Annotated in this window: 18 protein-coding genes; 5 read left to right on the top strand and 13 right to left on the bottom strand. The window is 34.1% G+C overall.

Annotated elements, in window-relative coordinates:
• Nucleotides 1-45: 45 nt before the first annotated feature.
• Nucleotides 46-3,252, bottom strand: coding sequence for a T9SS type A sorting domain-containing protein (locus ACFFVB_RS09085; RefSeq protein WP_382382408.1), 3,207 nt, complete (start codon nucleotides 3,250-3,252; stop codon nucleotides 46-48).
• A 63-nt stretch (nucleotides 3,253-3,315) separates the two neighbouring features.
• Entirely contained in the window at nucleotides 3,316-4,659 is a 1,344-nt protein-coding gene (gene dgt, locus ACFFVB_RS09080; RefSeq protein WP_382382407.1) for a dGTP triphosphohydrolase, read from the bottom strand.
• 230 nt (nucleotides 4,660-4,889) lie between these two features.
• Here dgt and ACFFVB_RS09075 point away from each other — a divergent pair, with 230 nt between their 5' ends.
• Nucleotides 4,890-7,670 carry a TonB-dependent receptor gene (locus tag ACFFVB_RS09075; RefSeq protein WP_382382406.1) on the top strand — a complete coding sequence of 927 codons (2,781 nt, stop codon included), beginning with the start codon at nucleotides 4,890-4,892 and terminating at the stop codon, nucleotides 7,668-7,670.
• Nucleotides 7,671-7,878: 208 nt separating this feature from the next.
• Entirely contained in the window at nucleotides 7,879-8,988 is a 1,110-nt protein-coding gene (locus ACFFVB_RS09070) for a beta-helix domain-containing protein (RefSeq protein ID WP_382382405.1), read from the top strand.
• Between the two features lie 67 nt (nucleotides 8,989-9,055).
• On the opposite strand, the gene ACFFVB_RS09065 is transcribed toward ACFFVB_RS09070, so the two are convergent.
• The gene (locus ACFFVB_RS09065; protein WP_382382404.1) at nucleotides 9,056-9,415 is read right to left on the bottom strand and encodes a toxin-antitoxin system YwqK family antitoxin; all 360 of its coding nucleotides are present in this window, start codon (nucleotides 9,413-9,415) and stop codon (nucleotides 9,056-9,058) included.
• An 807-nt stretch (nucleotides 9,416-10,222) separates the two neighbouring features.
• Between ACFFVB_RS09065 and ACFFVB_RS09060 the strand changes: the two genes are divergently transcribed.
• Nucleotides 10,223-12,535, top strand: a complete 2,313-nt coding sequence (locus ACFFVB_RS09060; RefSeq protein WP_382382403.1) for an inorganic phosphate transporter — start codon at nucleotides 10,223-10,225, stop codon at nucleotides 12,533-12,535.
• A gap of 299 nt (nucleotides 12,536-12,834) precedes the next feature.
• Here ACFFVB_RS09060 and ACFFVB_RS09055 read toward each other — a convergent pair whose 3' ends face one another.
• The gene (locus ACFFVB_RS09055) at nucleotides 12,835-13,401 is read right to left on the bottom strand and encodes a DUF3109 family protein (protein WP_382382402.1); all 567 of its coding nucleotides are present in this window, start codon (nucleotides 13,399-13,401) and stop codon (nucleotides 12,835-12,837) included.
• Nucleotides 13,402-13,497: 96 nt separating this feature from the next.
• On the opposite strand from ACFFVB_RS09055, the gene ACFFVB_RS09050 reads away from it, so the two are divergent.
• Both ACFFVB_RS09050 and ACFFVB_RS09045 read left to right on the top strand, forming a co-directional pair.
• Nucleotides 13,498-14,079, top strand: a complete 582-nt coding sequence (locus ACFFVB_RS09050; RefSeq protein ID WP_382382401.1) for a MarC family protein — start codon at nucleotides 13,498-13,500, stop codon at nucleotides 14,077-14,079.
• Nucleotide 14,080: 1 nt separating this feature from the next.
• Nucleotides 14,081-14,284 carry a hypothetical protein gene (locus ACFFVB_RS09045; protein WP_382382400.1) on the top strand — a complete coding sequence of 68 codons (204 nt, stop codon included), beginning with the start codon at nucleotides 14,081-14,083 and terminating at the stop codon, nucleotides 14,282-14,284.
• A gap of 37 nt (nucleotides 14,285-14,321) precedes the next feature.
• Here ACFFVB_RS09045 and ACFFVB_RS09040 read toward each other — a convergent pair whose 3' ends face one another.
• The 9 genes from ACFFVB_RS09040 to ACFFVB_RS09000 all read right to left on the bottom strand — a co-directional run bounded on the left by ACFFVB_RS09040 (nucleotide 14,322) and on the right by ACFFVB_RS09000 (nucleotide 26,944).
• Nucleotides 14,322-15,911 carry a S41 family peptidase gene (locus tag ACFFVB_RS09040; RefSeq protein ID WP_382382399.1) on the bottom strand — a complete coding sequence of 530 codons (1,590 nt, stop codon included), beginning with the start codon at nucleotides 15,909-15,911 and terminating at the stop codon, nucleotides 14,322-14,324.
• Nucleotides 15,911-16,342 carry a deoxycytidylate deaminase gene (locus ACFFVB_RS09035; protein WP_382382398.1) on the bottom strand — a complete coding sequence of 144 codons (432 nt, stop codon included), beginning with the start codon at nucleotides 16,340-16,342 and terminating at the stop codon, nucleotides 15,911-15,913. The genes ACFFVB_RS09040 and ACFFVB_RS09035 overlap by 1 nt, the downstream gene beginning before the upstream one ends.
• 161 nt (nucleotides 16,343-16,503) lie before the next feature.
• Nucleotides 16,504-17,091 carry a HupE/UreJ family protein gene (locus ACFFVB_RS09030; protein ID WP_382382397.1) on the bottom strand — a complete coding sequence of 196 codons (588 nt, stop codon included), beginning with the start codon at nucleotides 17,089-17,091 and terminating at the stop codon, nucleotides 16,504-16,506.
• Between the two features lie 163 nt (nucleotides 17,092-17,254).
• Nucleotides 17,255-18,430 (bottom strand): dicarboxylate/amino acid:cation symporter, encoded by a 1,176-nt coding sequence (locus tag ACFFVB_RS09025; RefSeq protein WP_382382396.1) that lies wholly within the window; start codon nucleotides 18,428-18,430, stop codon nucleotides 17,255-17,257.
• Between the two features lie 359 nt (nucleotides 18,431-18,789).
• Nucleotides 18,790-20,169 carry a sugar porter family MFS transporter gene (locus ACFFVB_RS09020; protein ID WP_382382395.1) on the bottom strand — a complete coding sequence of 460 codons (1,380 nt, stop codon included), beginning with the start codon at nucleotides 20,167-20,169 and terminating at the stop codon, nucleotides 18,790-18,792.
• A 101-nt stretch (nucleotides 20,170-20,270) separates the two neighbouring features.
• Nucleotides 20,271-22,118: a family 43 glycosylhydrolase gene (locus ACFFVB_RS09015; RefSeq protein ID WP_382382394.1), complete on the bottom strand. Its 1,848-nt coding sequence runs from the start codon at nucleotides 22,116-22,118 to the stop codon at nucleotides 20,271-20,273.
• A 320-nt stretch (nucleotides 22,119-22,438) separates the two neighbouring features.
• A complete protein-coding gene (gene bglX, locus ACFFVB_RS09010) occupies nucleotides 22,439-24,787 on the bottom strand; it encodes a beta-glucosidase BglX (RefSeq protein ID WP_382382393.1) in 2,349 nt (782 codons plus the stop codon).
• Nucleotides 24,788-24,793: 6 nt separating this feature from the next.
• Nucleotides 24,794-25,537, bottom strand: a complete 744-nt coding sequence (locus ACFFVB_RS09005) for a carboxylesterase family protein (RefSeq protein WP_382382392.1) — start codon at nucleotides 25,535-25,537, stop codon at nucleotides 24,794-24,796.
• Between the two features lie 78 nt (nucleotides 25,538-25,615).
• Nucleotides 25,616-26,944 carry a glucoamylase family protein gene (locus tag ACFFVB_RS09000; RefSeq protein ID WP_382382391.1) on the bottom strand — a complete coding sequence of 443 codons (1,329 nt, stop codon included), beginning with the start codon at nucleotides 26,942-26,944 and terminating at the stop codon, nucleotides 25,616-25,618.
• Nucleotides 26,945-26,947 lie beyond the last annotated feature (3 nt).

The raw sequence follows: 26,947 nt of genomic DNA, 5'->3' as shown, positions 1-26,947 counted from the left end.
GGAACGACTAGCGTTCCTCTTTTAAATATTTAAAATCGTTTAGTATTATTCAATAATAAACTTTTTAGTTGTAGATCTACCACCTTCTGTAAATTTAGCTAAATACACACCAGAAGCTACATTAATATTAATATCGCTTGCTGTGTTTCCGCTTAAATTTAAATTCTTAACATAAACAGTTTGACCACTTATATTAAAAATCTGAAGATTAACTTCACCAAGATTCGTTTTAGAATTTACTTGAAATTCTCCGTTAGACACTGTTGGGTATAAAGAAATCCCAGAAGCTAACACATTATCTTCGATACTTAAAGTTTCTCCAGTAAATTTCCCTGAGAATACACCTCTACCATAAGTAGCAGCATAAATTGTGTTATCGTCCCTTAAATCTAAGTCCATAACTTTTACATTACTCATACCGTTAAATGCTGATTTCCATACTGGAGAATCACTAGAAAAATCTGTTGTGTACCAAACTCCAAGTTCTGTTCCAACAATAACTTCGTCTACTTTTAATGGGTTTTGTAAAATTGCTTTTACTGGCATATCTGGTAAATTACCATCTTTCTGGCTCCATGTTGCACCTCCATCGTTAGTAAACCAAATGTTATTTACACCGTAATTATGGAAGGTTACGAAAATATCGTTTGATGTTTGTCCGAATTCGATATCAGAAATACTACCCACAAATGATGGTCCTGTAATTTCTGTCCATCGCTTTCCGAATGGAGAGATTGGATTTTCTACTTTTATTAATTTACCATTCTCTAATCCAAGATACACTAAACCACTAGAACTTGTCGCATATGGGTCTACTTGTAATGCTAATACAGGAGCATCCAATAAATCGTTTTTCAATGTAGATAACGCATAAGGCGCATTCCCTTTGGTTCTATAAATTTTAACTGCATTTTCTGTTTCTGATGAATAATTTGAATACAAAAGATCTAATCTAGAATCTAAAACTTGTGGGTTAATAAATTCTCCGATTTCGTCACGCTCACTATTAATAGTAGTGAATACATTTGTTTTATAATCGTACTTAACAATAGAGATATTAAAAATATAGTTTGTAATAACATACGTATCTGTACCATCCTGATCGAATAATGTATACGCACCATCACCTCCGGTAAGCTCGTCTGAAGCACCTATTCCCGCAGCTGAATTTGCAAAATATTGTGTCCCGTTATCTTGAGCTCCTGCGGCGAAATAATCGCCTTCAATTGCTTGAGTTGGAGCCACACCAACAGTATAAAACTGCGTTACATTATATCCGTTATTTCTAGTCATTGGAAGTGTCCCACTCGTTGCCGAATACGTTACTCCACCATCATGACCAAATAACATTTTTGAAGAGTCTCCATTTCCAAAAACAATAGCATGTTGATCTGCATGCACATAAGGGAAACCATAATTTCCTAACCAATGAGATAATTGAGTCCATGCATTTCCTCCATCTGTACTGCTAAATAAATCGATACCTCCAACGAATACTTTTTCATCGTCTGTAGGATCTAATTTTATAACTAAATCGTAAAAGGCTTGACCTCTAGTAAAATCAATTGCATCAATACCTGTATCTGCATCATCTGGCAATGTTAAACCTGTAGTAGTAGCAAATCCGTTGATAGTTTTCTCCATAATAACCGGAGTAATTGTATCTTTACCTTCTGCCAATACATATAATTTATTTGCATCTGTAGGAGATGCTGCAATTTGAGTTCGTCTCGCTTCTAATGATTTTTTCAAAACAAATGTATTACCATCTGTAGATGTAGATGCAAAAATAGCACCACCACCATCTCCATTGATTTGATTTGTTTTAGAAGCTACCCAAACGGTGTTATCTGCTCCTATTTCAATATCGTTTGGCTCGTAACGGTTTCCAGCTGCTGTTAGAGGTAAACCTAATAATGTCCAAGATGTACCCGCATTTGTAGATTTAAATAATCCATAATCATCCGGTCCAAAAAGAGTACTTGGAGAAGCATCGCTATAAAATGTTGCTCCTGCTGCAATATAAACCTCAGAAACACCATTATTATCTCTTACAACGATATCATTAACATGTTGGTTTCCTTTTAAAACATAAAACCCAGCATACTCACCAGAAGCAGCAGTAATCGTTGCATTAACAGTGTTTCCTGCATTAATCTCTGCGACCAATTCACTTCCAGCATCCATAGTAATCATTACTGAAGGAATGTTAATAACACCTCCTATATCTTCACCACCCATAGATATTGGAGGACCGGCCACATTATTAATTACAATAACAGCCTTCGCCCCTGCATTTTGTGCGTTTATCACTTTTTCTGTAAAATCACAACTACCACGATATAATAATGCAATCTTTCCGTTAATCTCTGATGCATTTACTAATGCTGTACAGCCTTCTGTTGCTGTTGCTCCACCAGCATCTACTAATACTAAATTGTCTGTAATATTAGTTGTTGCTTTTGGTCCGAATGATGCACTTATAAAGTCATAAGAATCTGCAACACTACTAGGTGAATTAATAATAACTTCAGAATCGATTTGTAAAATGGTTTCGCCTTCCGCGCCACCAAAAACATGATTCCAAGAGTTTCCTCCATCTGTAGATTTCCAAACACCATTTCCATTAGCATCTCCAGATACATAAGATTCTCCTGTACCTAAATACATAATTTTAGAGTTGTTAGGATCTACAGTAATACATGTAATGTTTAAATTTTCGGGAATACCTACGCTCATCCAAACTGTTGCTGGATCAGATATTTTTGTGTTTTTCCATAATCCACCACTAACACCACCTGCAAATACAGTTTCGTTAGTAGCGTCGTTTGGATCGAAAAGAAGTGCACGTGTACGTCCACCTACATTGTTTGGTCCACGTTCTACCCAGTTGTTATTAGAATCGTCTCCAGGAACACGACCAGTTGCTAACCCTGCAGTACGTCCGTTTAATAATTCTTTTTGAATAACCGCTAGGTTTTCTGGTGTTGGTTTCCCTAGAGTCGGGTTCATGGTTAACTCCCATAAACGTTCCATAAAACGTTTTGGTGGCAAACCTTTAGCTGCACGATCTTTTTTAGATAAATCCATAGTTTCTTTAAATGGACTATTCTCTAAATTTTTCTTGTGCAAAGCTCTTGTTTCGGTAATCGAAAGCGCTTTAGTTTCGTCGCTTTTTTTGCTATTAGAACAACTAAAAGCAAAGAATAAACTTACTATTAGCCCTAATACGAGTGGTAATTTTTTATTCATAAAATATTGGGTTTTTCACAAAAATAAACTAATAATTAAGCCATGCAAAAATTAAGCTATTAATTAGTAATGCTTGCCAGAAAACTTTCTAAAGGTTAAAATGGCCTGACTGTCAGAAAATAGCGACACATAATGACAGACGTTTAACAATCTTAAGTACAAATCATCTTCGTTGAAATTGATGGTTTTTGGAAGAATCTTTAAAATTAGCTTATCATAACTCGATGCATTATGATTATATCCATTATTTACAGCCAGAATATATGTATCTAATAATTTTGAAATAACAGCATAACCTGAAATTTCTTTATCCAAAACCTCGGGTGATTGATAAATTTTATCGATACTAATCTTAATAATATCGTTTATCTGAGCCTCATATTTACTTTTATCTAAGAGAGATATTCCAAAAGTCCCATTTAAAATCGCTTCTTCATTCGCTTCGAAAACAGAAATGGCTTCATTAATTAAAGTATTTATAGCCAAAGCTCTTAAATAACTAATACGATCTTGAGTATTATTTAGCTGATGATATTTATTAATATCGATAACTTCCTTCACTAATTTTATAAGGTATTCTAGAGCGAATTCTTCTTCAATTAAACCTAAATTTATACCGTCTTCAAAATCGATAATGGTATAACATATATCGTCTGCAGCTTCCACTAAAAACGCCAAAGGATGTCTTTTAAAACTAATATCGCCAGAAGTACCAGATGCTACCAACCCCAATTCCTGAGCAACATCTAAAAAGGCATCTTTTTCACTTTGGAAAAATCCATATTTCTTATCGGATACCTGTTGTGTTGGCTTTTTAGGCAAAGATTCTTTTGGGTATTTTATAAATGCGCCCAATGTGGCATAACACAAACGCAATCCTCCAACACGCCCTTGACGACTCTGAGTTAAAATTTTAAATCCGTTTGCATTCCCTTCAAAATCGCATAAATCCTGATATTGTTTAGGCGTAAGCTCGTCTTTATATCTAAGACCCGCACCCGTTTTAAAATATTCACCTATAGCTTTTTCTCCCGAATGTCCGAACGGCGGATTTCCAATATCGTGAGCCAAAGCCGCAGAAGCTACTATGGCGCCAAAATCGTTTGGCAGGTATCCATGTTCAGATTTAAGTGCAGGGTATTTCACCAATAACTTCTCTCCTATTTTACGTCCTAATGATCGTGCAACAACGCTAACTTCTAAACTATGAGTTAATCGCGTATGCACAAAATCTGTTTGAGACATTGGTATCACCTGCGTTTTATCTTGTAAACTTCTAAATTCTGAAGAAAATATAACACGATCGTAATCTACTTCAAAACCTAGTCGCGTTTCATCTTGGTCTTTCCTTAACCGTTTATTAACATCTCCAAAACGTTTTAGAGATAACAATTGTTCCCAATTCATAATATTATTTTAGTCACCGCAATATAGTACTTTCTATTATACATAGCACTTTCAGCCCTATTGATAACACATTCTTAAAATTTCAATGTTAACAGAATGTTTACGAAGTTCGAAGACTTTACGAATTCTATAACTTTAAATTAACTTTTTTATCACCTATCATTAACCCGTGATTCTAGCTGATTCGGAAAAACAGAAGTTTATTTGCCCTTGTGAAAATAAACGACAAAATGAAACAATTTTTAATAGCATTAGTATTTTTAATGACCGCGTTTTCTTACGCTCAAGACACCGGTTCGATAGTAGGTAAATTAACAGATAAAGAATACAATAACGAATCACTAGCCTTTGCAAACATTTTAATTAAAGGCACAACTACGGGTACAACATCTGATATGGATGGTGTTTATGCTTTTACAGATGTAACCCCAGGTACATACACTATAATTTATAGTTTTGTAGGCTATCAAACCCAAGAAGTTCCAGTAGAGGTTACTGCAGGTAATGCCACACAAATAGATATTACAATGAGTGCTAGTGCAGCTGCATTAGACGAAGTTGTTATACAAACCACAACCAGAAAAGAAAGTGAAAGTGCTTTATTATTAGGACAGAAAAAAGCAGTTTCCTTTCAAGCTTCTATTGGAGCAGATGAACTCTCTAGAAAAGGAGTTAGTGATGTTGCAACAGCTGTTACTAAAGTGAGTGGAATCTCAAAACAAGAGGGCTCAGGGAGTATTTTTGTGAGAGGTTTAGGAGACAGATATAACGTTACAACATTAAATGGCTTGCCATTACCTTCTAATAATCCTTCAAACAAAAACATAATATTAGATATTTTCACAACAGATATCGTTCAATATGTGGGGATTAGTAAAACTTTTGAATCTCAAAACTATGCTGATTTTGGAGGAGCGAATATCGATATTCGTTCTAAGCGATTTTCAGGCTCTCCTTTTGTAAGCTTTGCTGCTGGTTTAGGAGCAAATTCAAATGTTTTAAAAGTAGATGATTTCTATTTACAAGATGGTCCGAATTACTGGGGATTTGCCACTGGAAGTAAACCAAACGATCCATTATTACCATATGACTATGGAACAAGTTGGGATAGACAAGAAAGCAAAAATACATTAAATAATAATTATTCGTTATCTGGAGGAAAGAAATTTGGATTTGGAGAAGAAAGTAGTATTGGAGCATTCATAACAGCTTCTTTTGATGCCGAAAACAAATTTCTAGAAGGTTACGATAGAGGTAACATTACTGCTCAAGGAACAATAAATTCAGATTTTTATAAGAGAGCTTATATCCACAATACTAATACAACGGTAATGGGATCTGCAGATTATAAAATAAACAATAATCATTCAATATTGTTTACATCTATGTTTTTAAATTCGACTTCCCAAGATTATAGTGAATACGAAGGAACAAATCAAAACTTTGATGGAGGAGCTCCTGGAGCTGGAGATATTTCAGGTTATATTAAACGAGGAACTTTCGACAAAACCGCATTATTTGTAAATCAAGTATTAGGAGAACATCAGTTTAACGATAAGTGGGAGGCAAATTGGGCTATTGGTTTTAGTAGCATGAATAATGTTATTCCAGATCGTATGCAGAATACATTTGTCCCAGCAAGAGATGATTCTTCAAACTATACGTTTTTTACAGATTCTAGTATTCATAACCACCGTTACTATCAAAACTTAGACGAAAAGGAATTTTCTGCTAATGCTGCGGTGACATATAATTTTAATAAAGATGAAGCAGAGGATCTTTTTAAAGGAAAAGCAACTTTAGGGTATTCTGGTAAGATGAAGGATATTGAATTTGATTCTCAGCAATATGCATTTTTTCCCGAAGCCAATAGTATAACGTTTAGTGAAGATGGTATACATAATGTAGATGAATATTTAGGTCCAAATTATTTCAATCCGAATCAAGGGGATTCATCAAGTGAAATCAATCAGCTATACAACGGAAATTTAGATGTACATTCTGTTTTTGCTAATTTACAATATCAATTTAGTGAAAAATTTTCAGTAATTGCAGGACTAAGAGTAGAGCAATTAGATCAATCTGTCTATTATATTTCTTTACTGGAGCCTAATGGAGATTCATCAGAGTATTCTCCATTAAATTTCTTACCAAGTTTAATTGCAAAATATACACTTAACGATAAGCAAAACTTAAAATTTGCTGCAAGTAAAACATATACCTTACCACAATTTAAAGAAAAAGTAAGAATCCTTTTTCAAGATGTAACTCAAGATTATATTGGTAACCCAACCTTGTATGCATCTACGAATTACAATGTGGATTTAGGATGGGAATTTTATCCTGATCGTGGCGAATTAATTTCTCTAACAGCCTTTGGTAAATTAATTCAGAATCCAATAAATGAAATGTTTACAAATTCATCCGCAGGAAATATCACGTATGCAAATACAGGTGAACAAGCTATAGCTACTGGTGTAGAATTAGAAGTTCGTAAAGATCTTTTTGAAATGGAGAAAGAAAATGATTTAACTAACAAATTATCTTTTGGTGTAAATGGTTCTTACATATACCATAATCAAGATTTAGATAAGGATAAAGTATATGAAGAAAACGGATTTGGAGCAAACTTTACTTTTGATGAAGCTAAACTAGCAGGAGCATCAGACTTTTTAGCAAATGTAGATGTGACATATTTAACAGAATTTAGTGAGCATAGTAATTTATCAGCAACTTTAGCATATGCATATTTTTCAGATAAATTAGCCGTTTTAGGAACTCAAAATAAGGGTAACATGATTGATAAATCAATTAATAACCTGGATTTTATTTTAAAATCCAATCTTACTGAAAATTTACAATTAGGTTTGGCTTTTAAAAACATCTTAGATCCAACTTTCGAACGTATTCAAGAACAAAGCAAAGTAGAAGGTAGTACGTCCGGAGATATTTTGGTAAGCTCTTACAAAGCAGGTTCAGAGTTTAGTTTATCTTTAAAATACATTTTTTAAACACTTAAAACTATATTAAAAAAGGGAATTGACAGCTGTCAATTCCCTTTTTTTTGGTCTAAAATTATGTAAATTTCATGTTAACTCTATTAACATAAAAACTGGACATACTTAACATCATAGTAATATTTGCTTAACCGATAGCCAACAAGTAAAACCTTTCTTTGTTGCAACAATAAAAAAACTATTATTTAATAAATTTAGAAAAATGAAAAAAACAATTTTAGGTATAGCGGTAATTGCAGGCCTTATTTTTACAAGCTGTAGTAGTAATGATGACAACCCTATAATACCATCAAGTTCTTTTGAATTAGATGCTAATAATTTTCAAGGAGATATTGAAGATGGAGAAGTAACATTAAGTGCGTCTGAAACTTATATTTTAACGGGGCCTTTAGTAGTAAAGTCTGGAGCAGAGTTATTTATTCCTGCAGGTACTACAATTAAAACAGATCCTAACGGTGCTAGTACATCTATGTATATCGCAGTAGAAAGAGGAGCTAAAATTTATATTGATGGTCAAGCTAATAATCCTGTAGTTATGACTTCTGGTAAAGCAACACAATCTGAAAGTGATTGGGGTGGGTTAATTATTTGTGGTGATGCTCCTGTAAATACCGGTTCTAATGGAGACTCTGAAGTTGGTAACTTAGCTTACGGGGGAGATAATGAAATAGATGATTCTGGTAGAATTAATTATTTAAGAATTGAGTATACAGGTTCTAAGTTTTCTGCAACAAAAGAATTTAATGGAGTTTCTTTCTTTGGAGTAGGTAGTGGTACTCAAGTATCTAATATTTTTGCCTATGAAAGTGGAGATGACGGAATCGAATTCTTTGGAGGAACTGTAAATGCTTCTAACTTGGCAATTGTAAATGCATACGATGATTCCTTAGATTTTGCAGATGGTTACTCAGGTACTATTACAAATGTATACATCTCTGGAATTTCTAAAGCAGGTATCGAAGGCTCTAACAATGGTGATAACGATGTTGCAACGCCAATGACTAATGCTAAATTAATAAATGTATCGATTGTAAAAGGTGATGATGCTAAATTTGTAGCGTCTGAACAAGCAATCAACTTTAAAGAAGGTGGTGGAATGCAAACTTACACTAACTTATTTGTTTCTGGAATAGATACTTTCGCTAAGTTAGATGAAGGTTCAGGAGCTACAGCTAGAATTGAAGCAGGAGAATTCATGGTTAACGGTATTGCATTTGTAACAGAAAACAACTTAACTACAGATTATGTAGCAAGTGAAACTGGAGCTGGTAATGGAGCTGATATGCCAGACTGGGCTAACGAAATTGAATAATAAACAGTTCAACATAAAAAAAGCATCCTGAGAAGGATGCTTTTTTCATTTATGATAGTTTTATAATTTATTGACTTACTACACGGGTAGATTTGTTACTCCACTCACTTACACTAGCAATAGCATTGTTAGAATAATCTACTTCTTTTAAAGTATCTTCTCCCCAGAAAAACCATTTTCCAACTTTTTCTCCGTTGTTATAATTTGCAGCAGTAAGTTTCTTTCCAGAAGCATCATACTGTTTCCATTCTCCTTGTAACTTTCCGTCTAGTGTGTAAAATCCTGTTTGGCTTACAACGCCATTATCATGGAAATACGTCGCCTCAATTAATTGAGTGCCGTCGTTAAGTTTTAATTCTCTTTTATCTTGCGCAAATGTTACAACACCCATTAGTAAAGCAAGTACAAATATTATTTTCGTTTTCATAGCCCGTGTTTTTAATTATACCTCAAAGATAATCAATTATTAACATTCAGGCAATCATTTGGTAACATTAATTTAACATTGGAGCTTATTTAACTGATTTTCAGACAAATATTATGTTAACATTACAAAAAGACACTTAATACTAACATAATAATAGGGTTACACTCACATAAAAGACAATGCCTTTCTTTGCAGTATTCATATAATCTATTAGTTTTTGTCGACTATTTATCATGAAGTAAAGAACTGTCTTTTTTAAGGCAGTTCTTGTTTTTTATAACGCATTCAAAACCATATTAAATCCCGCAACCACGGTTGCTAAACGGATTTCTGCAGTTAACCACTGACTCCAATCTTCGTAAATTGTATGCGTTAGATTATACTTTCCTTTATACCTTGGGTTAGAATTATTTCAAAAAATGCGTTTCACAAAAAATAAAACAAACCTATAATTCGGGAAGTCACAACATCTCTATTTTAAATTAAAAATAGTATCTTCTACCTTTAAATTGAATGGATACAATATTCAGTATATAAATAGATCCATTTAAAAAATAAATATGTGATATCGAAAATTAAATAATTAAAACGTTATTTCAATTTAAACTATTCAATAATTGAAGTTAATGCCTTTAATATCATCAATATTTAACTCAATTTTAATTACAAAAAATAAATATCATCACGATCTAAAACCAATAAAATGACATCCATTAAGACTTCACCCTTTATTAAAAATCATAACATTAACGTAACGTCTCCGTCAGAAACACTATTGATATTTGCAATCTATTATTAAAATTAACAATGGAGAATATATATCTATTAATGATTGTTGCTTTAGGTGTTTTAGCCATAGCAGATTTAGTTGTTGGAGTAAGTAACGATGCTGTAAATTTTTTGAATTCCGCTATAGGATCTAAAGCCGTTTCGTTTAAATCTATAATGATTATTGCCAGTTTAGGTGTTGCCATAGGAGCCATCTTTTCTAGCGGTATGATGGAAGTGGCCAGAAAAGGGATTTTTAACCCTAGTGAGTTTATGTTTAGTGAAATCATGATAATATTCATGGCAGTAATGATAACAGACATCTTACTACTCGATTTCTTTAATACTATTGGAATGCCGACATCGACAACGGTATCTATCGTATTCGAATTATTAGGTGCTTCGGTTGCCATTGCTCTGATTAAAATTGGCCATGATGGTGGTAGTTTCTCGGATTTAGTAACGTATATAAACACCTCTAAAGCCACACAGATTATAGTAGGAATACTACTCTCGGTAGTCATCGCATTTACTGTAGGTGCCGCCGTACAATGGGTTACGCGTTTATTATTATCTTATAACTTCATAAAAAAAGCGAAATGGGTAGGTGCACTTTTTGGAGGTGTAGCTATTTCTTCAATTTCATATTTCATCTTTATAAAAGGGATTGGGGGCACATCTTTCGCAGAAGAAAACTATGCCTTTTTAGATGGTTCGACAATATCTCACTATTTAGAAAATCATGTGCTTCTAATATTAATAGGAAGTTTTATCTTATGGACTGCAATTTCGTATTTCTATATCGCGATCTTAAAATTAAACATCTATAAACTTATAATTATAGTCGGGACCTTTGCTTTAGCACTAGCATTTGCAGGAAACGATTTAGTAAACTTTATTGGAGTTCCAATCGCAGCTTGGCAATCTTATCAAGAATGGTCTACATCTGGTATTCCTGCAGATCAATTTAGCATGGAAGTTTTAGCCGAAGCGGTTAGAACCCCTACATTACTGCTCTTTATTTCTGGGATGGTAATGATTGCGACCTTATGGTTTTCTAGTAAAGCAAAAGCAGTTGTAAAAACATCTATCGATTTATCTTCGGAAAACGCGAACACAAAAGAACGTTTCCAACCTAATTTCTTATCGAGAGGTTTGGTTAGAACTGCTGTAGGAATTTCTTACGCCTTTAATACTATGATACCTGGGAAAGCACAGGAGAAAATAGACAAGCGTTTTGAAAAACCTACTATTGCTCTTAACAAAGATAAAAAATACGAATTACCTGCTTTCGATATGGTTCGTGCTGCAGTAAACCTAATGGTTGCCAGTGTACTTATATCTATTGCAACATCGATGAAATTACCTTTATCTACAACTTATGTTACTTTTATGGTTGCTATGGGTACATCTTTAGCCGATAGAGCTTGGGGTGCAGAAAGCGCTGTATATCGTGTAGCTGGTGTATTAAATGTAATTGGAGGTTGGTTCTTTACTGCTTTTATCGCATTTATTTCGGCAGCCATCATCGCGTATTTAATAAACTTACACGTACCATCTATGGTAGGTATTTTATTATTAATTGCACTTATATTACTGACAAGAAATTATTTAAAACTAAATAAAAAGAAAAAAGAGCTGAAAGCAGAACACCAATTAATTAGAGCAGAAAGTAGCTCTATACAAGGTGTTATTCACGAAAGCGCTAAAAATATATCTAATGCTATAAAACGTGTAAATAAAATTTATACAGGCGCTATAAACGGACTATCTAAACAAGATTACTTGGCGTTAAAGCAGAATAAAAAACAAGTAGATAAATTAGGAGACGAAATTGACGAATTACGAGATAACATCTTCTATTTTATTAAAAACTTAGATGAATCTAGCGTTGCTGCAAGTAACTTCTATATCAATATTTTAGGCTACTTACAGGACATGACACAGTCTTTAGAATACATTTCTAAAGTAAGTTACAAACACGTAAACAACAATCACAAGAAACTTAAATTCAATCAGATTAAAGAACTGAAGCAAATCGATTCGTTATTTGAAAATTTATTCAATAAGACGCAAAAAGCTTTTGAAACTAGTTCTTTTGAAGAAATCGGAAATATTTTAAGTGAGAAAGATGCGTTATATAAAGAAATTACTGAAAAGATTCAGAAACAAGTAGAGCGCACAAGAACGGAAGAAGTAAGTCCTAAAAACACGACCTTATACTTTAGCTTGCTATTAGAGACTAAAGACTTGCTAACCGCTACAATGAACTTATTAGAAGAATATTATCATGCACATGATGGAACTTCTATATCTTCAATTATGAATGAATCTACAGGAGAAGAGGAATAACATTTTATTCCACACTATTATCCCTACTATATAAAAAGAGAAAGCCGTTTAATTAATTAAACGGCTTTCTCTTTTTATATAGTATTCAGAACCAAGATAGCTTGAAAACAGGCTATATAATCCCTTTCAGTTTACAACATTACAGACTGGTTTTACTGCTTAAAACGCTAAGATTGCGTCTAACATTTAGTTTAAAGACGTGGTATAAAACACACATCACTATTCCTCTATTTATAAAACCACCAACAAGTCTAGAACTTATTGGTACAAATAGTTATCTATAAATAACAAAACAGAGTCTACTTATACGTCTCTGCAACTTTCTCAAGTTCCATATACCAGTCTTCACCAAACTTTCTAATTAAAGCTTCTTTTACAAACTTGTAGATTGGCACTCCTAGTTCCTTACCTAGTGTACACGCATCGTCGCAAATCTCCCACCGATCGTAATTAACAGCAGAAAATTCTGTAAATTCTTTAATTCGAACTGGGTATAAATGACAAGATACTGGTTTTTTCCAAGTGACTTCACCTTGATTATAGGCTTCTTCGATAGCACAAAGTGCCGTCTTTTTTTCGTCGAAGATAACATAGGCGCAATCGGCACCATTGATAAGAGGCGTTTCGAATTCCCCAAAATCGGTCACTATAGACGTACCTTGAGCTTCGATAGCGTCGATACCCTCCTGACGTAAAAATGGTTTAACTTTAGTATAAATATCCTCAAGAATCGTTACTTCCTTTTGATCTAGCGGCGCACCTGCATCGCCATCTATACAACAAGCACCTTTGCAAGCTGACAAATTACAGAGAAAATCGTTCTCTATAATCTCTTCTGAAATTATGGTTTTTCCTATTTGAAACATCCCGCAAAAATAGACAAACTTTATATTTAATTAATACAGATAGTCTGTTTTAATCTAGTACTTTTGCAAAAAAAAATAAAATTAAGAAGTAAAATTATGCAATTCAATTTTAAAGAAATATTCACAGCATTTATGATTCTATTTGCTGTAATAGATATTATAGGAAACATACCTATTATTATTGATTTACGTAAAAAAATGGGACAAATTCAAAGTGAAAAAGCATCTATTATCGCAGGTGTCATTTTAATTGTGTTCTTGTTTTTAGGAAATAGTATTCTAAAATTAATTGGAATAGACGTAAATTCTTTTGCTGTAGCAGGTTCATTTATACTGTTTTTTATCGCCTTAGAGATGATATTAGGTATCACACTTTACAAGCAAGAAGAGCAAAATTCGGTTACGGCTACAGTGTTCCCATTAGCATTCCCGCTAATTGCTGGTCCTGGTAGTTTAACAACCTTATTATCGCTTAGAGCAGAATTTAGAACAGAAAATATTATAGTGGCCGTACTGGCAAACGTTATTTTAATTTACATCGTACTTAAAACATCGTCTGCTATCGAACGTATAATAGGACAAACTGGAATTAATATAATTCGTAAAGTTTTTGGTGTTATATTGCTAGCCATTGCAGTGAAGTTATTTGCGCACAACATTAAAGCCTTATTTATTTAATATGAAAATATTCTCAATCATCTTATCGGTAATCGCACTTGCACTTATTATTTTCAACCTGACTCAAATTAATTTTGACAATCCCTTTGGAGATGAAAGTATTGTAGTAATAATCACCATAATGGCGTTATTATGTGCTATCGTTTTGTTACTTATCTTGAATACCTCAAAGCGTATTGAAGAGAAGTTTAAAAAGCAGAAATAAGTATATTTTATAAGATTAGTGGCAGCGTTAAAACCTTTTAATGCTGTTCACTTATTTTAAGAACTTCTCTTAACATAGCGTCGTCTTTGTTAAACACTTCGGTATAAGCGCCTTTTCCAAATAATTGATCGGCAATTATAGCCTTTAAGAATAACTTCACCTCGTCTGGATAGGATACAAACGTAATATTAGCCGCTGTTCGTACATTTAAGTAATCTTGAAACCCAAGTACGAGATCGTCGCTCACTATATAATTATCAATAAAGTCACGTTTATTATATACGTCGAAAAGGTGTCTATCTTTTTCTAATTCTTCAAAAATAAAATAACTTATAAAACCACGTTGCTCTAAAAACAGCAGGGTTTCATTTTCCATATTTGAATCTATAGGCACAAATACATCAGGAATAATTCCGCCTCCACCATACACTACTTTTCCTTTAGGTGTGGTGAATTTTAAAGAATCTGCTACTATTATTTTAGCAGAATCTAGAAGCTCTCCACTTTCTAAACGCTCGTAATACTCGTCGTAATAATCTTTATTTCCGGCACTGTAAGAGCGCTGTATAGAGCGTCCTGTTGGGGTATAATATCTTGATACGGTTAAACGCACAGCACTACCATCGCCCAAATCCATTTCGCGTTGCACCAAACCTTTACCATAAGATCTACGTCCAACAATAGTTCCTTTATCGTTGTCTTGCAAAGCACCGGCTACAATTTCACTTGCCGAAGCCGAATTTTCGTTAATTAAAACATATACCTCCCCGTTTTCAAAATCACCATTTTTAGTCGCGTAGGTATTATCTATATTTCCGCTTTTATTTTTTGTAAAAAGAATCAGTTTTTCATCCTCTAAAAATTCATCTACAATTTGTTCGGCAACACCTAAAAAACCACCCGGATTATCTCGTAAATCGATAGTAATTCCTTTGGCCCCTTTAGATTTCAAATCCAATAAAGCTTTTTTAAACTCCTTAAAAGTAGATTCTGCAAAGCGATTAATCTTTATATAGCCCAACGTATTTGTAAGCATATAACTCGCATCTACACTCTTAATAGGAATAACATCTCTCTCGACATCGAAATCTAAAAATTGATTGGTGTCTTTCCTGAATATTTTCAAACTCACTTTAGAATTTACCGGACCTTTAAGACGATGAATGATATCCATATCTTCAAGATACTTCCCAAAAAGAGAATCTCCATCGGCTAAAATAATACGATCACCTCCAAGTATTCCGGCCTTATCACTAGGGCCATCGTCTACGGTTCTAATGACCGTTACTGTATCTTTATACGTATAAAAATGTACACCGATACCGACAAAATCGCCTTTCATATTTTCGGATACACGTTCCATATCTTCCTTAGGAATATATACGGAATGCGGATCTAAATTTTGAAGAATACCATTTACAGTAACATCTACAATACTATCTGTATTTACATCGTCTACATACTCGTAATCGATGTAATCGATTAAGCGGTTTAGTTTTTCTTTTTTACTATTGGAAGTGAATAATCTATCGGAAGTATCAGAGAAGTTTAACTTACCACCAATAAGTACACCCACAGCAACTGCTGCTCCAATAATTATAGGTAGATATGTTTTTCTAAATATCATTATGCAGATAAGTCTTCGATGTATTCTATTTCTATGCCTGCTTTTTCTAAAAAGCTTAATCCAGAATTATCTTTGTATTTTTGGCAGTACACCACTCTTACAATTCCAGCTTGATGAATTAATTTACTGCACTCTTTACATGGCGATAGTGTAATATATAATGTAGCGCCTTTACAAGATTGTGTCGACGCTGCAACTTTAAGAATAGCATTAGCTTCGGCATGTAAAACATACCATTTAGTATACCCCTCTTCATCTTCACAGAAGTTATCGAATCCTGTTGGTGTTCCGTTAAATCCATCAGAAATAATCATGCGATCTTTAACAATAACAGCACCCACTTGTTTGCGTTCGCAAAACGATAATTTTCCCCACTCTCTCGCTATACGTAAATAAGCTTTATCGTACTTAAGCTGCTTTTTTTTCGGCATTAAAAAAATTTAAATTAAGGTAAGTTCTTATTTTCGAATTTAAATAAGATTAAAACGACAACCTTATTCTTAGAATAATTGAAGAACTCTTAACGAAGATAATCGGTTAACCTTTTAGTAACAACGGTAATTCGTTAAATTTTTGAGAAAACTTTTGATTTTTACCCCAATAATTCATTTTCCAAAATCATAGGAATAACCAAACCAACTACAATGGACGAGACCACTAAAATCCAATCACGTTTAGAGAATCGGAATACGGTTTGCATAATATAACTAAAGAATAAAACTACGAATACGATAATAACTTGAGCCACTTCAATTCCAAGTGCAAATTCCAATAATGGCAGTAACTTATTACTTGCACCACCTATTAATAAATGAAACTCTCTAGCAAATCCTAAACCATGAATAATTCCGAAAAATAAGGCAGAAAAAAACAATACACCAACCCCATTTTTCATGGTTTTACCCGCCGTAAATATATTAGACAAGGCCATTATAATAATGGTAATCGGAATTAATAACTCGACCAAAGCACCATTAATTTGCACCACACCATAAGCCGCTAAAATTAAAGATATGGTATGCCCTAAAGTAAAAAGAGATACCAGAATTAAAACGCGTTTCCAATCTTTAAAAATATAGGCTACCGTTAATACTAAAAGAAATAGTACATGGTCGTAACCATTAATATCTAATACATGATTAACACCATACTGCACATAAAAAAGGAAATCGTCTAACATAATTTTTAGGGTTTGAGCCGCTTTATTTTAAATAAATTTTGAAATTTTCAGCCGTAAAATTAAGAAAAAGAAACGACCTGTTATTATCTGATTACATACTAATCAAATTTTAAAGTTTACCACCTTAAAGCACATTACAAGAAAGTCAATAATTTTCAGTAAACTAAGCAATCAATTTATCCTTAGTTATCCGATCTACCACCAAAGAAATAGCGCCATCTCCAGTAACATTACAAGCCGTACCAAAACTATCCATCGCGATATACAACGCGATCATAAGTCCAATCATTTCCTCTGTAAACCCTAACATGGATTGTAAGATTCCCACTGCTGCCATAATCGCTCCTCCAGGAACACCTGGTGCAGCAATCATAGCTATTCCAAGCATAAAAATAAAACCAGCAAACAGTGTAAAACTAAACGGCATACCTTCCAAGATCATTAATGCCATAGCGCAAGCAGTAATTTTCATAATACTACCAGACAAGTGAATGGTTGCACATAGCGGCACTACAAATCCTGCAATTTTTTCTGAAACACCATTCTTTAAACACTGCTCTAAAGTTACAGGTATCGTTGCTGCCGAAGATTGCGTACCTAAGGCCGTAAAATAAGCAGGCAACATGGTCATTAATAACTTTATAGGGTTCTTTTTTGTAAGTACACCGGCAATAGAATATTGAAGTACTAACAGTAGAATATGTAACGCGAAAATAACTCCGATAATACTGATAAAGACAGATAGAATTGAAAACACTTCTCCGCTAAACGCCATGCTAGCAAATATCCCTAAAATAAAGAGTGGTAAGAGTGGTATAATGACATTCTCTATGACTTGCATGATTATAGTTTCAAAATCCTTAACAACAGATTTTAAAGTCGATTGCTCTTGATAAGACAATCCTAAACCGATTACAAATGCTAACACTAAAGACGTCATAACATCCATAACTGGAGGAATCGTGATACTAAAATAAGGCAACAACTCTCGTCCTGAATCTGCAATCTGTGCAGCCTCGTGAACATGCGATTCTAATAACTGTGGAAATATGTTGGATGCCGTAAAATAGGTCATAAACCCAGAAAACAAGGTAGAGCCATAAGCAATAGCAGCTGTTAGCACTAACAATTTTCCAGCACCTTTACCTAAATCAGAAATAGCTGGCATTATTAATCCCATAATAATTAACGGAATCGAGAAACTTAAAAACTGTCCGAAAAACGAATTAAAGGTGGTAAAAATTCTGTTTACAGACTCTGGTAAATAAAGTCCAAAAACAACACCAAGTACCATGGCTAAAAAAACTTTAAATAATAAATTCGAAGATAAACGTTTCATATTCTATTTTAATTAGGACAAGACTTTAGTCGTACTATAGCAGCCATTTTTAAGATTGCTAATATACATCCATTGTGAGGAAAACTCGCAGGAAAATAAGGTTTAGTATTATTACGATCACTCTCGGTTTTATCTGTAAAATCCTTAAAAAATTATTTAATCTGAGACTTCAAAAATTCACCCCTTTTATGACGGTATTACTTGAAAATCAGCAAAAAAGGACAATCATAACATTATTCAGTTTTAATAATCTGTATCGCCTATTCAGGACTTGACATTTTTTAAATACAAAAAGCCCTAAAACAATTATTCGTTTTAGGGCTTTTTGTATGGACCATTTAGAAGAAAAATAAATAAAATTATTTCTTCCAGAACCCTTCAATTTCTTCAAGAGTTTTACCTTTTGTTTCAGGTAAAAATTTATAGGTAACAAATACTATTATTAAAATAAACGCTATAAATATATAATAGGGTAAAGAACCATTCCAAGGTGCGCTATTGTTTGTTTCACTTCCCATAACAATAGGAAACGACTGCGATACAACATAATTTGCCGCCCATTGGGCTGCTACAGCTACAGACATAGCAACACTTCTTATTTTATTCGGAAACATTTCTGCTAATAAAACCCATACAACTGGTCCCATAGACAACGCGAAAGATGCAATAAAGACCAACACACCTATTAATGATAGCATACCCACATTTTGCTGTTGTAATGTCATTCCTAATAATAAGAAACCAATTACCATCCCAACAGAACCAATATAAAGTAATGGTTTTCTTCCAAATTTATCTACAGTAAACATGGCTACAAAAGTGAATACTAAATTCACAAAGGCTAGTAATATTTGTTGTAAAAGCACATCTTCTTTTCCAAAACCAAGCGCTTTTTCAAAAATATCTGCACCATAATACAGCACCGCATTAATTCCTGTAAACTGCTGCAATACAGAGAGCGCAGTACCGATAGCAATAATTCCTAGGATTGCTTTAGAAAAATAACTCACCTCAACACCATCGTTAGCTTCATTTAAAGAGGCTTTTATATTAGCCATTTCTTTTGTAGCGATATCGTCTCCATTAATTTTCTGTAAAACTTCTAACGCGTCTTTATCTCTTCCTTTTAAAGCCAACCATCTCGGACTTTTAGGCACAATAAATAAAAGGACTAAAAATAAAATACTTGGAATTAACTCCGACCAAAACATGCGACGCCATCCGAATTCTATATTCTCTGCAACGCTTAGATCACTACCTATAAAATAAGTTGCTAAAAACACCACAAAAAAGCCAATAACAATTGCTAATTGATAATACGTAACCATACGGCCACGAATGTTAGAAGGTGCTATTTCTGCAATATACATAGGCGCGTTCATTGACGCGACACCAATACCTAAACCTCCAATAATTCTAAAAACAACCAACATACTCACCGTTTGCGGGAACAGTTCTGGCAAACCTGAACCATAGGCTGAAAGCGTAAAAAACAGAGCCGATATGATTAAAGATTTTTTCCTACCAATCTTAATACTTAAAGGTCCAGCAATAATTGCCCCTACAAAACATCCTAAAAGTGCACTTCCTACAACCCATCCTTTTAAGGCATCGCTTAATTGAAAATATTCTGTAAGATAAAATTGTGCTCCATTAATAACTCCTGTATCATAACCAAACAGCAAGCCTCCCAAAGCGGAAACTGCAGCGATTAATAATAAGAAAAGACTTTTTTTCATTGTTTTAGTTTTAGTGTGTTTGTCTATTTAGATAATGATTAAGAAATCTTCTAAAATATTGTTGGCTTTATAATGTTTTAGAGTTCCTAAAATCATTAGGTTTATTCTGTAAAAAGAATATCACTTTTTTGAGAAATTCCATTTTCATTAAATGCTTCTATGGTAAAATAATATGGCGTATCACGATCTAAACAACGCATAAAATGTTCATTTGTATCGTAAACTTGCCATGATTGATATAATTTATCTTCTGCAATCCCCCAACGGATATTATAACCTTGAGCGTCTTCTACAGCATCCCAAGAAAACCCCACATCTCTACGGTCTTTCTCCCTTTTCACTTTGAATCCGGTAACACTTTCTGGTTTATCTCCTAGTCCTAATCCAAAGACTCTAAATTCTGACATCGCAAAATTTGCCCCAGGCACTTTTATATTGTTATAACGTACATATTTTGCCTTGATAGGGTCTTCTAATACAATGTATGCATTGGGTGTATCCTTTTCGCTGGAACTTCTATCTACAACGGTTTGCCAGTTAACGCCATCTTCAGACGTTTCAATAGTAAATTGATGTTTTAATCCTTCGGTACGCGTGTAGATTCCCGATTCATGGTCATGGAAATTCAACTGAAAAGCATTGATATTTCCAGGTTTTAGCATTTCAATGGTTATCCATTGGGTATCATCATTGGCATCTGCTACCCAAAATGTTTTAGGATTCTCATCGGTTAATACTTTAGAGATTATTTGACCATCGGTATTTTTTTCTAAAGGTAATTCTGTGACTTCTACGGCATCATCATCAGATGTAAATTTCTTAACCTGCATTAATGAAGAAGAGACAGTAGCATCTCCTTTATACGACAATAACATCCAACCATTATGATGTCCAGCCTTTGTTGGATGATTAGCTCCAAATCGCGGGTAATCTCCATAGGCGGTATTGGTATACATTAATCCGTCGTTATCAAAATAAGTAGGAAACATACACAAGCGACGTTCCCATTGCGAATTAGAAGCAAGTGCCATCGTTGCAAAGTGCCAATATTGTCCGTTGGTTTGCTTCACCGTTATTCCGTGTCCTGCACCATTTGTAAATCCGCCTGGTTTAAAACTCATCGGGTTGTTTTTCATGTATGTAAAAGGACCTAATGGAGTGTCTCCAATATAAACCCCATCGGCATAGACATTAAATTGTGTGCCAGGAGCTGCATATTGTAAATAATATTTTCCGTTGTGTTTGGTCATAGAAGCGCCTTCCATGTAGCCTTCCTTTAAAGTTGGGTGAAAGTTATTTTCTCCAAAACGTTCCCATCCATGTTTTTCTTCGTTGAGGTTAAACAACTCTTTACGCACGCCAGTTTCTAAAAAACGATCGTCTTTATTCAACTTTTTTACCTTTAGCGGATTCACGTTAGAAGAGCCCCAATACAAATAGGTTTCTCCATCATCATCTATAAATAATTCAGAATCTTGAATGTCTGTAGATATAGAAGCACTTGGTGTCCATTTTCCTCCTTTCGGATCATCTGTGTAAAGAATACTTCCGTAACCGGCAGGATTACCAGCAAAATACACCAATGAATCCTTGTAATTAAAAGCGGTAGGCGCGTTACTACCTTCAAAAAACCATTGTTCTGGTTTAATAAAATTCCAGTTTACCAAATCGGTAGAATGCCAATAGCCAAAAGAACGCGTTACAAACATGTAATACTCACCTTTAAACTCTATAACCGCTGGATCTGCACCTGAACGGTACGATTTATTTTGGCTGGAATTATAAACCATATAGGTATAATCAATATCTAATGGATTAATATACGTTTCAGACGCATTATTAATCTCTGTCTTTTCCGCTGTATTAGAAGAGTGTTTCACCTCCTGATTCTTTTCATTATTACAAGAAAAAAATAATACTATAGTGAAGAAAAAAAGTAAATTTTTCATGATATATAATTTAGTGTCTTTTTAGGTTAATTGATTAAAAGACGTACTACCCTCTTAATCTTTCAAACTGTTTATACGCACGATTTACTTTATCTTTTGGTGCGTGTTGTAATTCTTTTTCTATAACGTGATAGACTACTTAAACGTCCTATTCTTGTTAGAAAATCAATTTTCTATTCTGAACGCTTTACTCCCAAATTGCTAACCTGAAATAGTGTCATAATCTGACACGTAAAAGCCACACAAAATATTAAGATTAGGGGGTGAAAACTTAAAATATATGTGTGGCATAAGATTGCTATTAGTTAATTAAAGCCTTTTTATTTAGTCAATTCAAATGCTTTCATCATTTTAGCATCCGAATTTGTTCCTACAAATACTTGAAATTGTCCAGGTTCTGCAACAAAATCTAAGTCTGAATTATAGAACTTTAAATCTTCAACAGATATTTTGAAGGTTATAGTTTGAGTTTCTCCTTTCTTAATCAATACTTTTTGGAAACCTTTTAACTCTCTTACAGGTCGCGTTACAGACCCTACTAGATCTCTTATATATAACTGAACAACTTCTTTCCCGTCGTAATCTCCAGAATTAGTCACCTCTACAGATACATTAATTTCGCCATCCATGTTTATAGCAGATGTATCTAAATTTAGATTTGCATAATCAAACGTGGTGTAACTTAAACCATATCCAAAAGGGTATAAAGGTTCATTACGAACATCGATATAATTACTTTTAAATTTTTCGAATTTTCCTTCAGAATTTCCAAGCGGTCTTCCTGTATTTTTATGATTGTAAAATAATGGCACCTGACCTACATTACGTGGAAATGTAGCCGTTAATTTCCCTGAAGGATTTACGTCTCCGAATAACACATCAGAAATTGCTAAACCAGCTTCACTTCCAGGAAACCATGCATTAAGTATTGCAGGTACATTTTCGTTTTCTTCAACCAAAACTAAAGGTCTTCCTGTAAAAAGCACTAAAACAACAGGCTTTCCTGTTTTTAGTAATGCATTCAATAAATCTTTTTGAACTTGCGGAATACCAAGATCTGTTCTACTACTGCTTTCTCCACTTAATTCTGCAGATTCTCCAATAGTCGCCACAATAACATCTGACTTCGCTGCAATTTGAAGTGCCTCGTCTAGCAATTGTTTATCGGTACGTCCATCTCTCGGTATGTCTTTTCCAAACATTGTTCCACGTTGTTCTAGCTCTAAATCGTAATCGATATTACTTCCTTTAGCATATAACACATTCGCTTTATCGCCTATAACTTCTTTTAAGCCATCGAAAACAGAATTAGACTCTTCTTGGTCTGTTGCCACACTCCAAGTTCCAGCCATATTATTCGTTGCTTTTGCTAAGGGTCCAATTAAAGCAATTGTTCCAGATTTTTTAAGCGGAAGTAATTGATCTTCGTTTTTAAGCAACACCATAGATTCTGCCGAAACTTTACGTGCGAAAGCTTTGTTTTCTGGTGTAAATATTTCTGTTTTAGCACGATCAAAATCGCAGTATTTATACGGATCTTCAAATAAGCCTAATTGATATTTAGCCGTTAACATACGTTTTACCGCAGTGTCAATTTCATCCATTGTTACCTTACCATTTTCATATGACTCTTTTAAAGTTTTTACAAAAGCGGCTGGAACTGAAGGAGAATCTCCTGCCATATCCATATCTACACCTGCTTTTAATGCTTGTTCTGAAACCGCATATTTATCTCCTACGCCATGAGCAATCATTTCGTAAATCCCGGTATAATCGGTAACAATAAACCCATTAAAACCCCAATCGTCTCTTAATAAATCTGTAAGTAACCACTTATTTCCTGTTGCAGGAATACCGTCTACCTCGTTAAATGAAGCCATTACAGAACCTACTCCAGCATCTACCGCTGCTTTATATGGTGCTAAATATTCGTTATACATTCTAATGCGGCTCATATCTACCGTATTGTAATCTCTTCCTGCTTCTGAAGCTCCATAAAGTGCGAAGTGTTTTACACAAGCCATCAACGTGTTGTTTGAAGACAAATCATCAGATTGATAACCATTTACCATGGCTACAGCAATTTTACTTCCTAGATATGGATCTTCTCCATTACCTTCGGAAACGCGTCCCCAACGTGGATCTCTAGAAATATCTACCATTGGTGAGAATGTCCAGTTAATACCATCTGCACTCGCTTCTATAGCAGCTACTCGAGCTGTTTTTTCTATCATTTCCATATCCCAAGAACTTGATAAACCTAAAGGAATAGGAAAGGTTGTTTTGTAGCCATGAATCACGTCCATTCCAAAAATTAATGGAATACCCAATCTACTTTGTTCTACAGCAATTTTTTGAACTTCGTAAATCTTTTCGGCTGTTTTAATATTGAATAAACCTCCAACTTTACCTTCTTTTATACGTTCTCCAACATCTGAACCTTTAGCAGCTCCTGTTGTGATATCTCCAGACGTTGGTAAATTAAGCTGACCTATTTTTTCATCTATCGTCATCAGTTCTAGAATTGAATCTATTTTTGATTCGAATGGATTTTCGGTAGCTGTAACTGTTTTAGAACTCGTATCTGTATTGCTTTTAGAATTACAGCTCGAAACTATTATTGCTATAATTAAAATGCTTGTTATTTTTAAACTAAATTGTTTTGTCATTGTATTTTATTTTGATTTAGAGAAAAGCCATGTTAATAATTCTGGTTCTGCAAAAGCAGGATCCCAACTGTTATGATTTGCAAAATCGTAAAGTGTGAATCTAGGGAATCCGCCATTTTCAAGAATTGCAGACACCATATTTATGGATAAATTTGGATCTACAACATCGTCTTTTGCGCCGTGAAACACCCATAACGGGATGGATTTAGCGTATTCCACTACAGACTCCGGATTTCCACCACCACAAATTGGAATGGCAGCAGCGAATAGCTCTGGTTTTCTATAGATAATTTCGAATGTCCCCATACCTCCCATAGATAAGCCCATGATATAAATTTGATTGGTTTTTACGAATGGTTTTTCGACCATGTCATCCATTAAATCCATAACCAAAGCCATTGCTTTAGTAGGTGTCTCTTTGTATTTGTAATTAAACGTAATTGGTTTTGTTGAACGATCTGCTTCTATTTTGGCCCAATAATCATGTTCAGGACATTGCGGAAAAATAACTATTGCAGGAAATGAATCTCTTGTGGTTTTATTTAAAAATAAATCACCCCCATTTGCTAATTGTTTTTTATTATCGTCGCCGCGCTCTCCTGCGCCATGAAGAAATAATACAACTGGATACGTTTTATCTTCAGAAAAATCTTTAGGTAAAAGCATTCTGTATTTAAGCGTATCTGTATTAACAGTATGTGTTTTATTTAGAAATACATCTTCAGCTTTTTTTGAGTGTTGCGCGCGCATTAAAAAAGGTGTTACAAACACGAGATATATTGTAATTATCAAAGGCTTAAACTTCATCTTTAAAATTATTTAATATCATTAATAAGTAAATCCAAGGACTTCTAAACCTTTTTGTACGTCGTTATTTTTCATAAATAATCGCCATAACAAACCTGTTCTATAGTTTTCTATCATCACCGGAATTGGACCTTGATCTATAGCTAGATATCTTGGCTTGTACCAATTATCTTCGAAACTAAAAGCATCGTACGGACCGTATTTACCAACAAGACTATCGTGATTTTTATAAATGTTTTCTAAAACATTCATGCTTTCATTTGGTGTGTATGGAAATGATGACAAGGCCGCAGTTGGTGAAATTACACCAACATCATTACCTGGTCTATGTCCGTTGTAACCATTTATAGAATAGCTCGAGGTTAAGCCCCAAAGGCTATCGCCATATCCTTTATAATTAAGCGGATTATCGACCGCATATTTATAATGAATTTTAGCTTGATTTTGTGTTAGCGTCCAATAGTTTGCATATTGATCTGATAAATTTCTAGGATCTAAACCTAAGTACGAATAATGCGCCCAAAATAATGGTCCTACCAAATCCTGGTCATTATAAAAATAGTTTAAAACTAAATCTTCGTTATAGTAGGTTTTGCTAGAAACAATACCGCCGTTTTTTGCCCATCCTTGTTCGTAAACCGATTTGCTGATAGGATGTGTTGGCGATGCTGCGGCAAGCACGTACATGATTAAACATTCATTATACCCTTGAACAGGCATATTCATATCCCAACCATATTCTGGAGACCAATGCCAGTACAACACATCTTCCCCGCCTTTAGTATACCAATCCCATTCTACAGATTTGTAAAGCGCATCGATTTTAGAAACCAGTTCTTTTTCTTCTTGGGTATCGCCATCAAAATATTCTGAAACGGTTAATAAGCCTTGGATTAGAAAAGCTGTTTCAACTAAATCGCCACCATTATCTTTTTCGCTAAAAGGATATACTTTTCCTGTTTCACCGTTAATCCAGTGTGGCCAAGCCCCATGAAAACGATCGGCTTTATCTAAAAAATCTACTATTTTTCCGAATCGTAATAACGCGTCTTCTCTAGCTATAAATCCTCTTTCGACACCTACTAAAATAGCCATCAATCCGAATCCGCTTCCTCCAGTAGTTACTGTATTTTTTGGAGATTCTAGATACACATCATCCATATGTATTCTCTCGCGTGCTAAACCTGAATTAGGTTCTGCGCCATCCCAAAAATAATCTATGGTTTGTTCTTGAATACGATCTAAAAGCACATCTTCTGAAACAACATCGTCTTCTACAACTGTATCTTCTATAGTTACATCTTTATCTTCTTTTTGGTTATTGCAACCAAGTAGAGAGATAGATAGCATACT

The organism is Formosa undariae, assembly GCF_042427615.1.
Taxonomy (GTDB): Bacteria; Bacteroidota; Bacteroidia; order Flavobacteriales; family Flavobacteriaceae; genus Formosa; species Formosa undariae.
The sequence above is the reverse complement of the archived record's forward strand: the minus strand, read 5'-3'. Positions and strand labels throughout refer to the sequence as shown.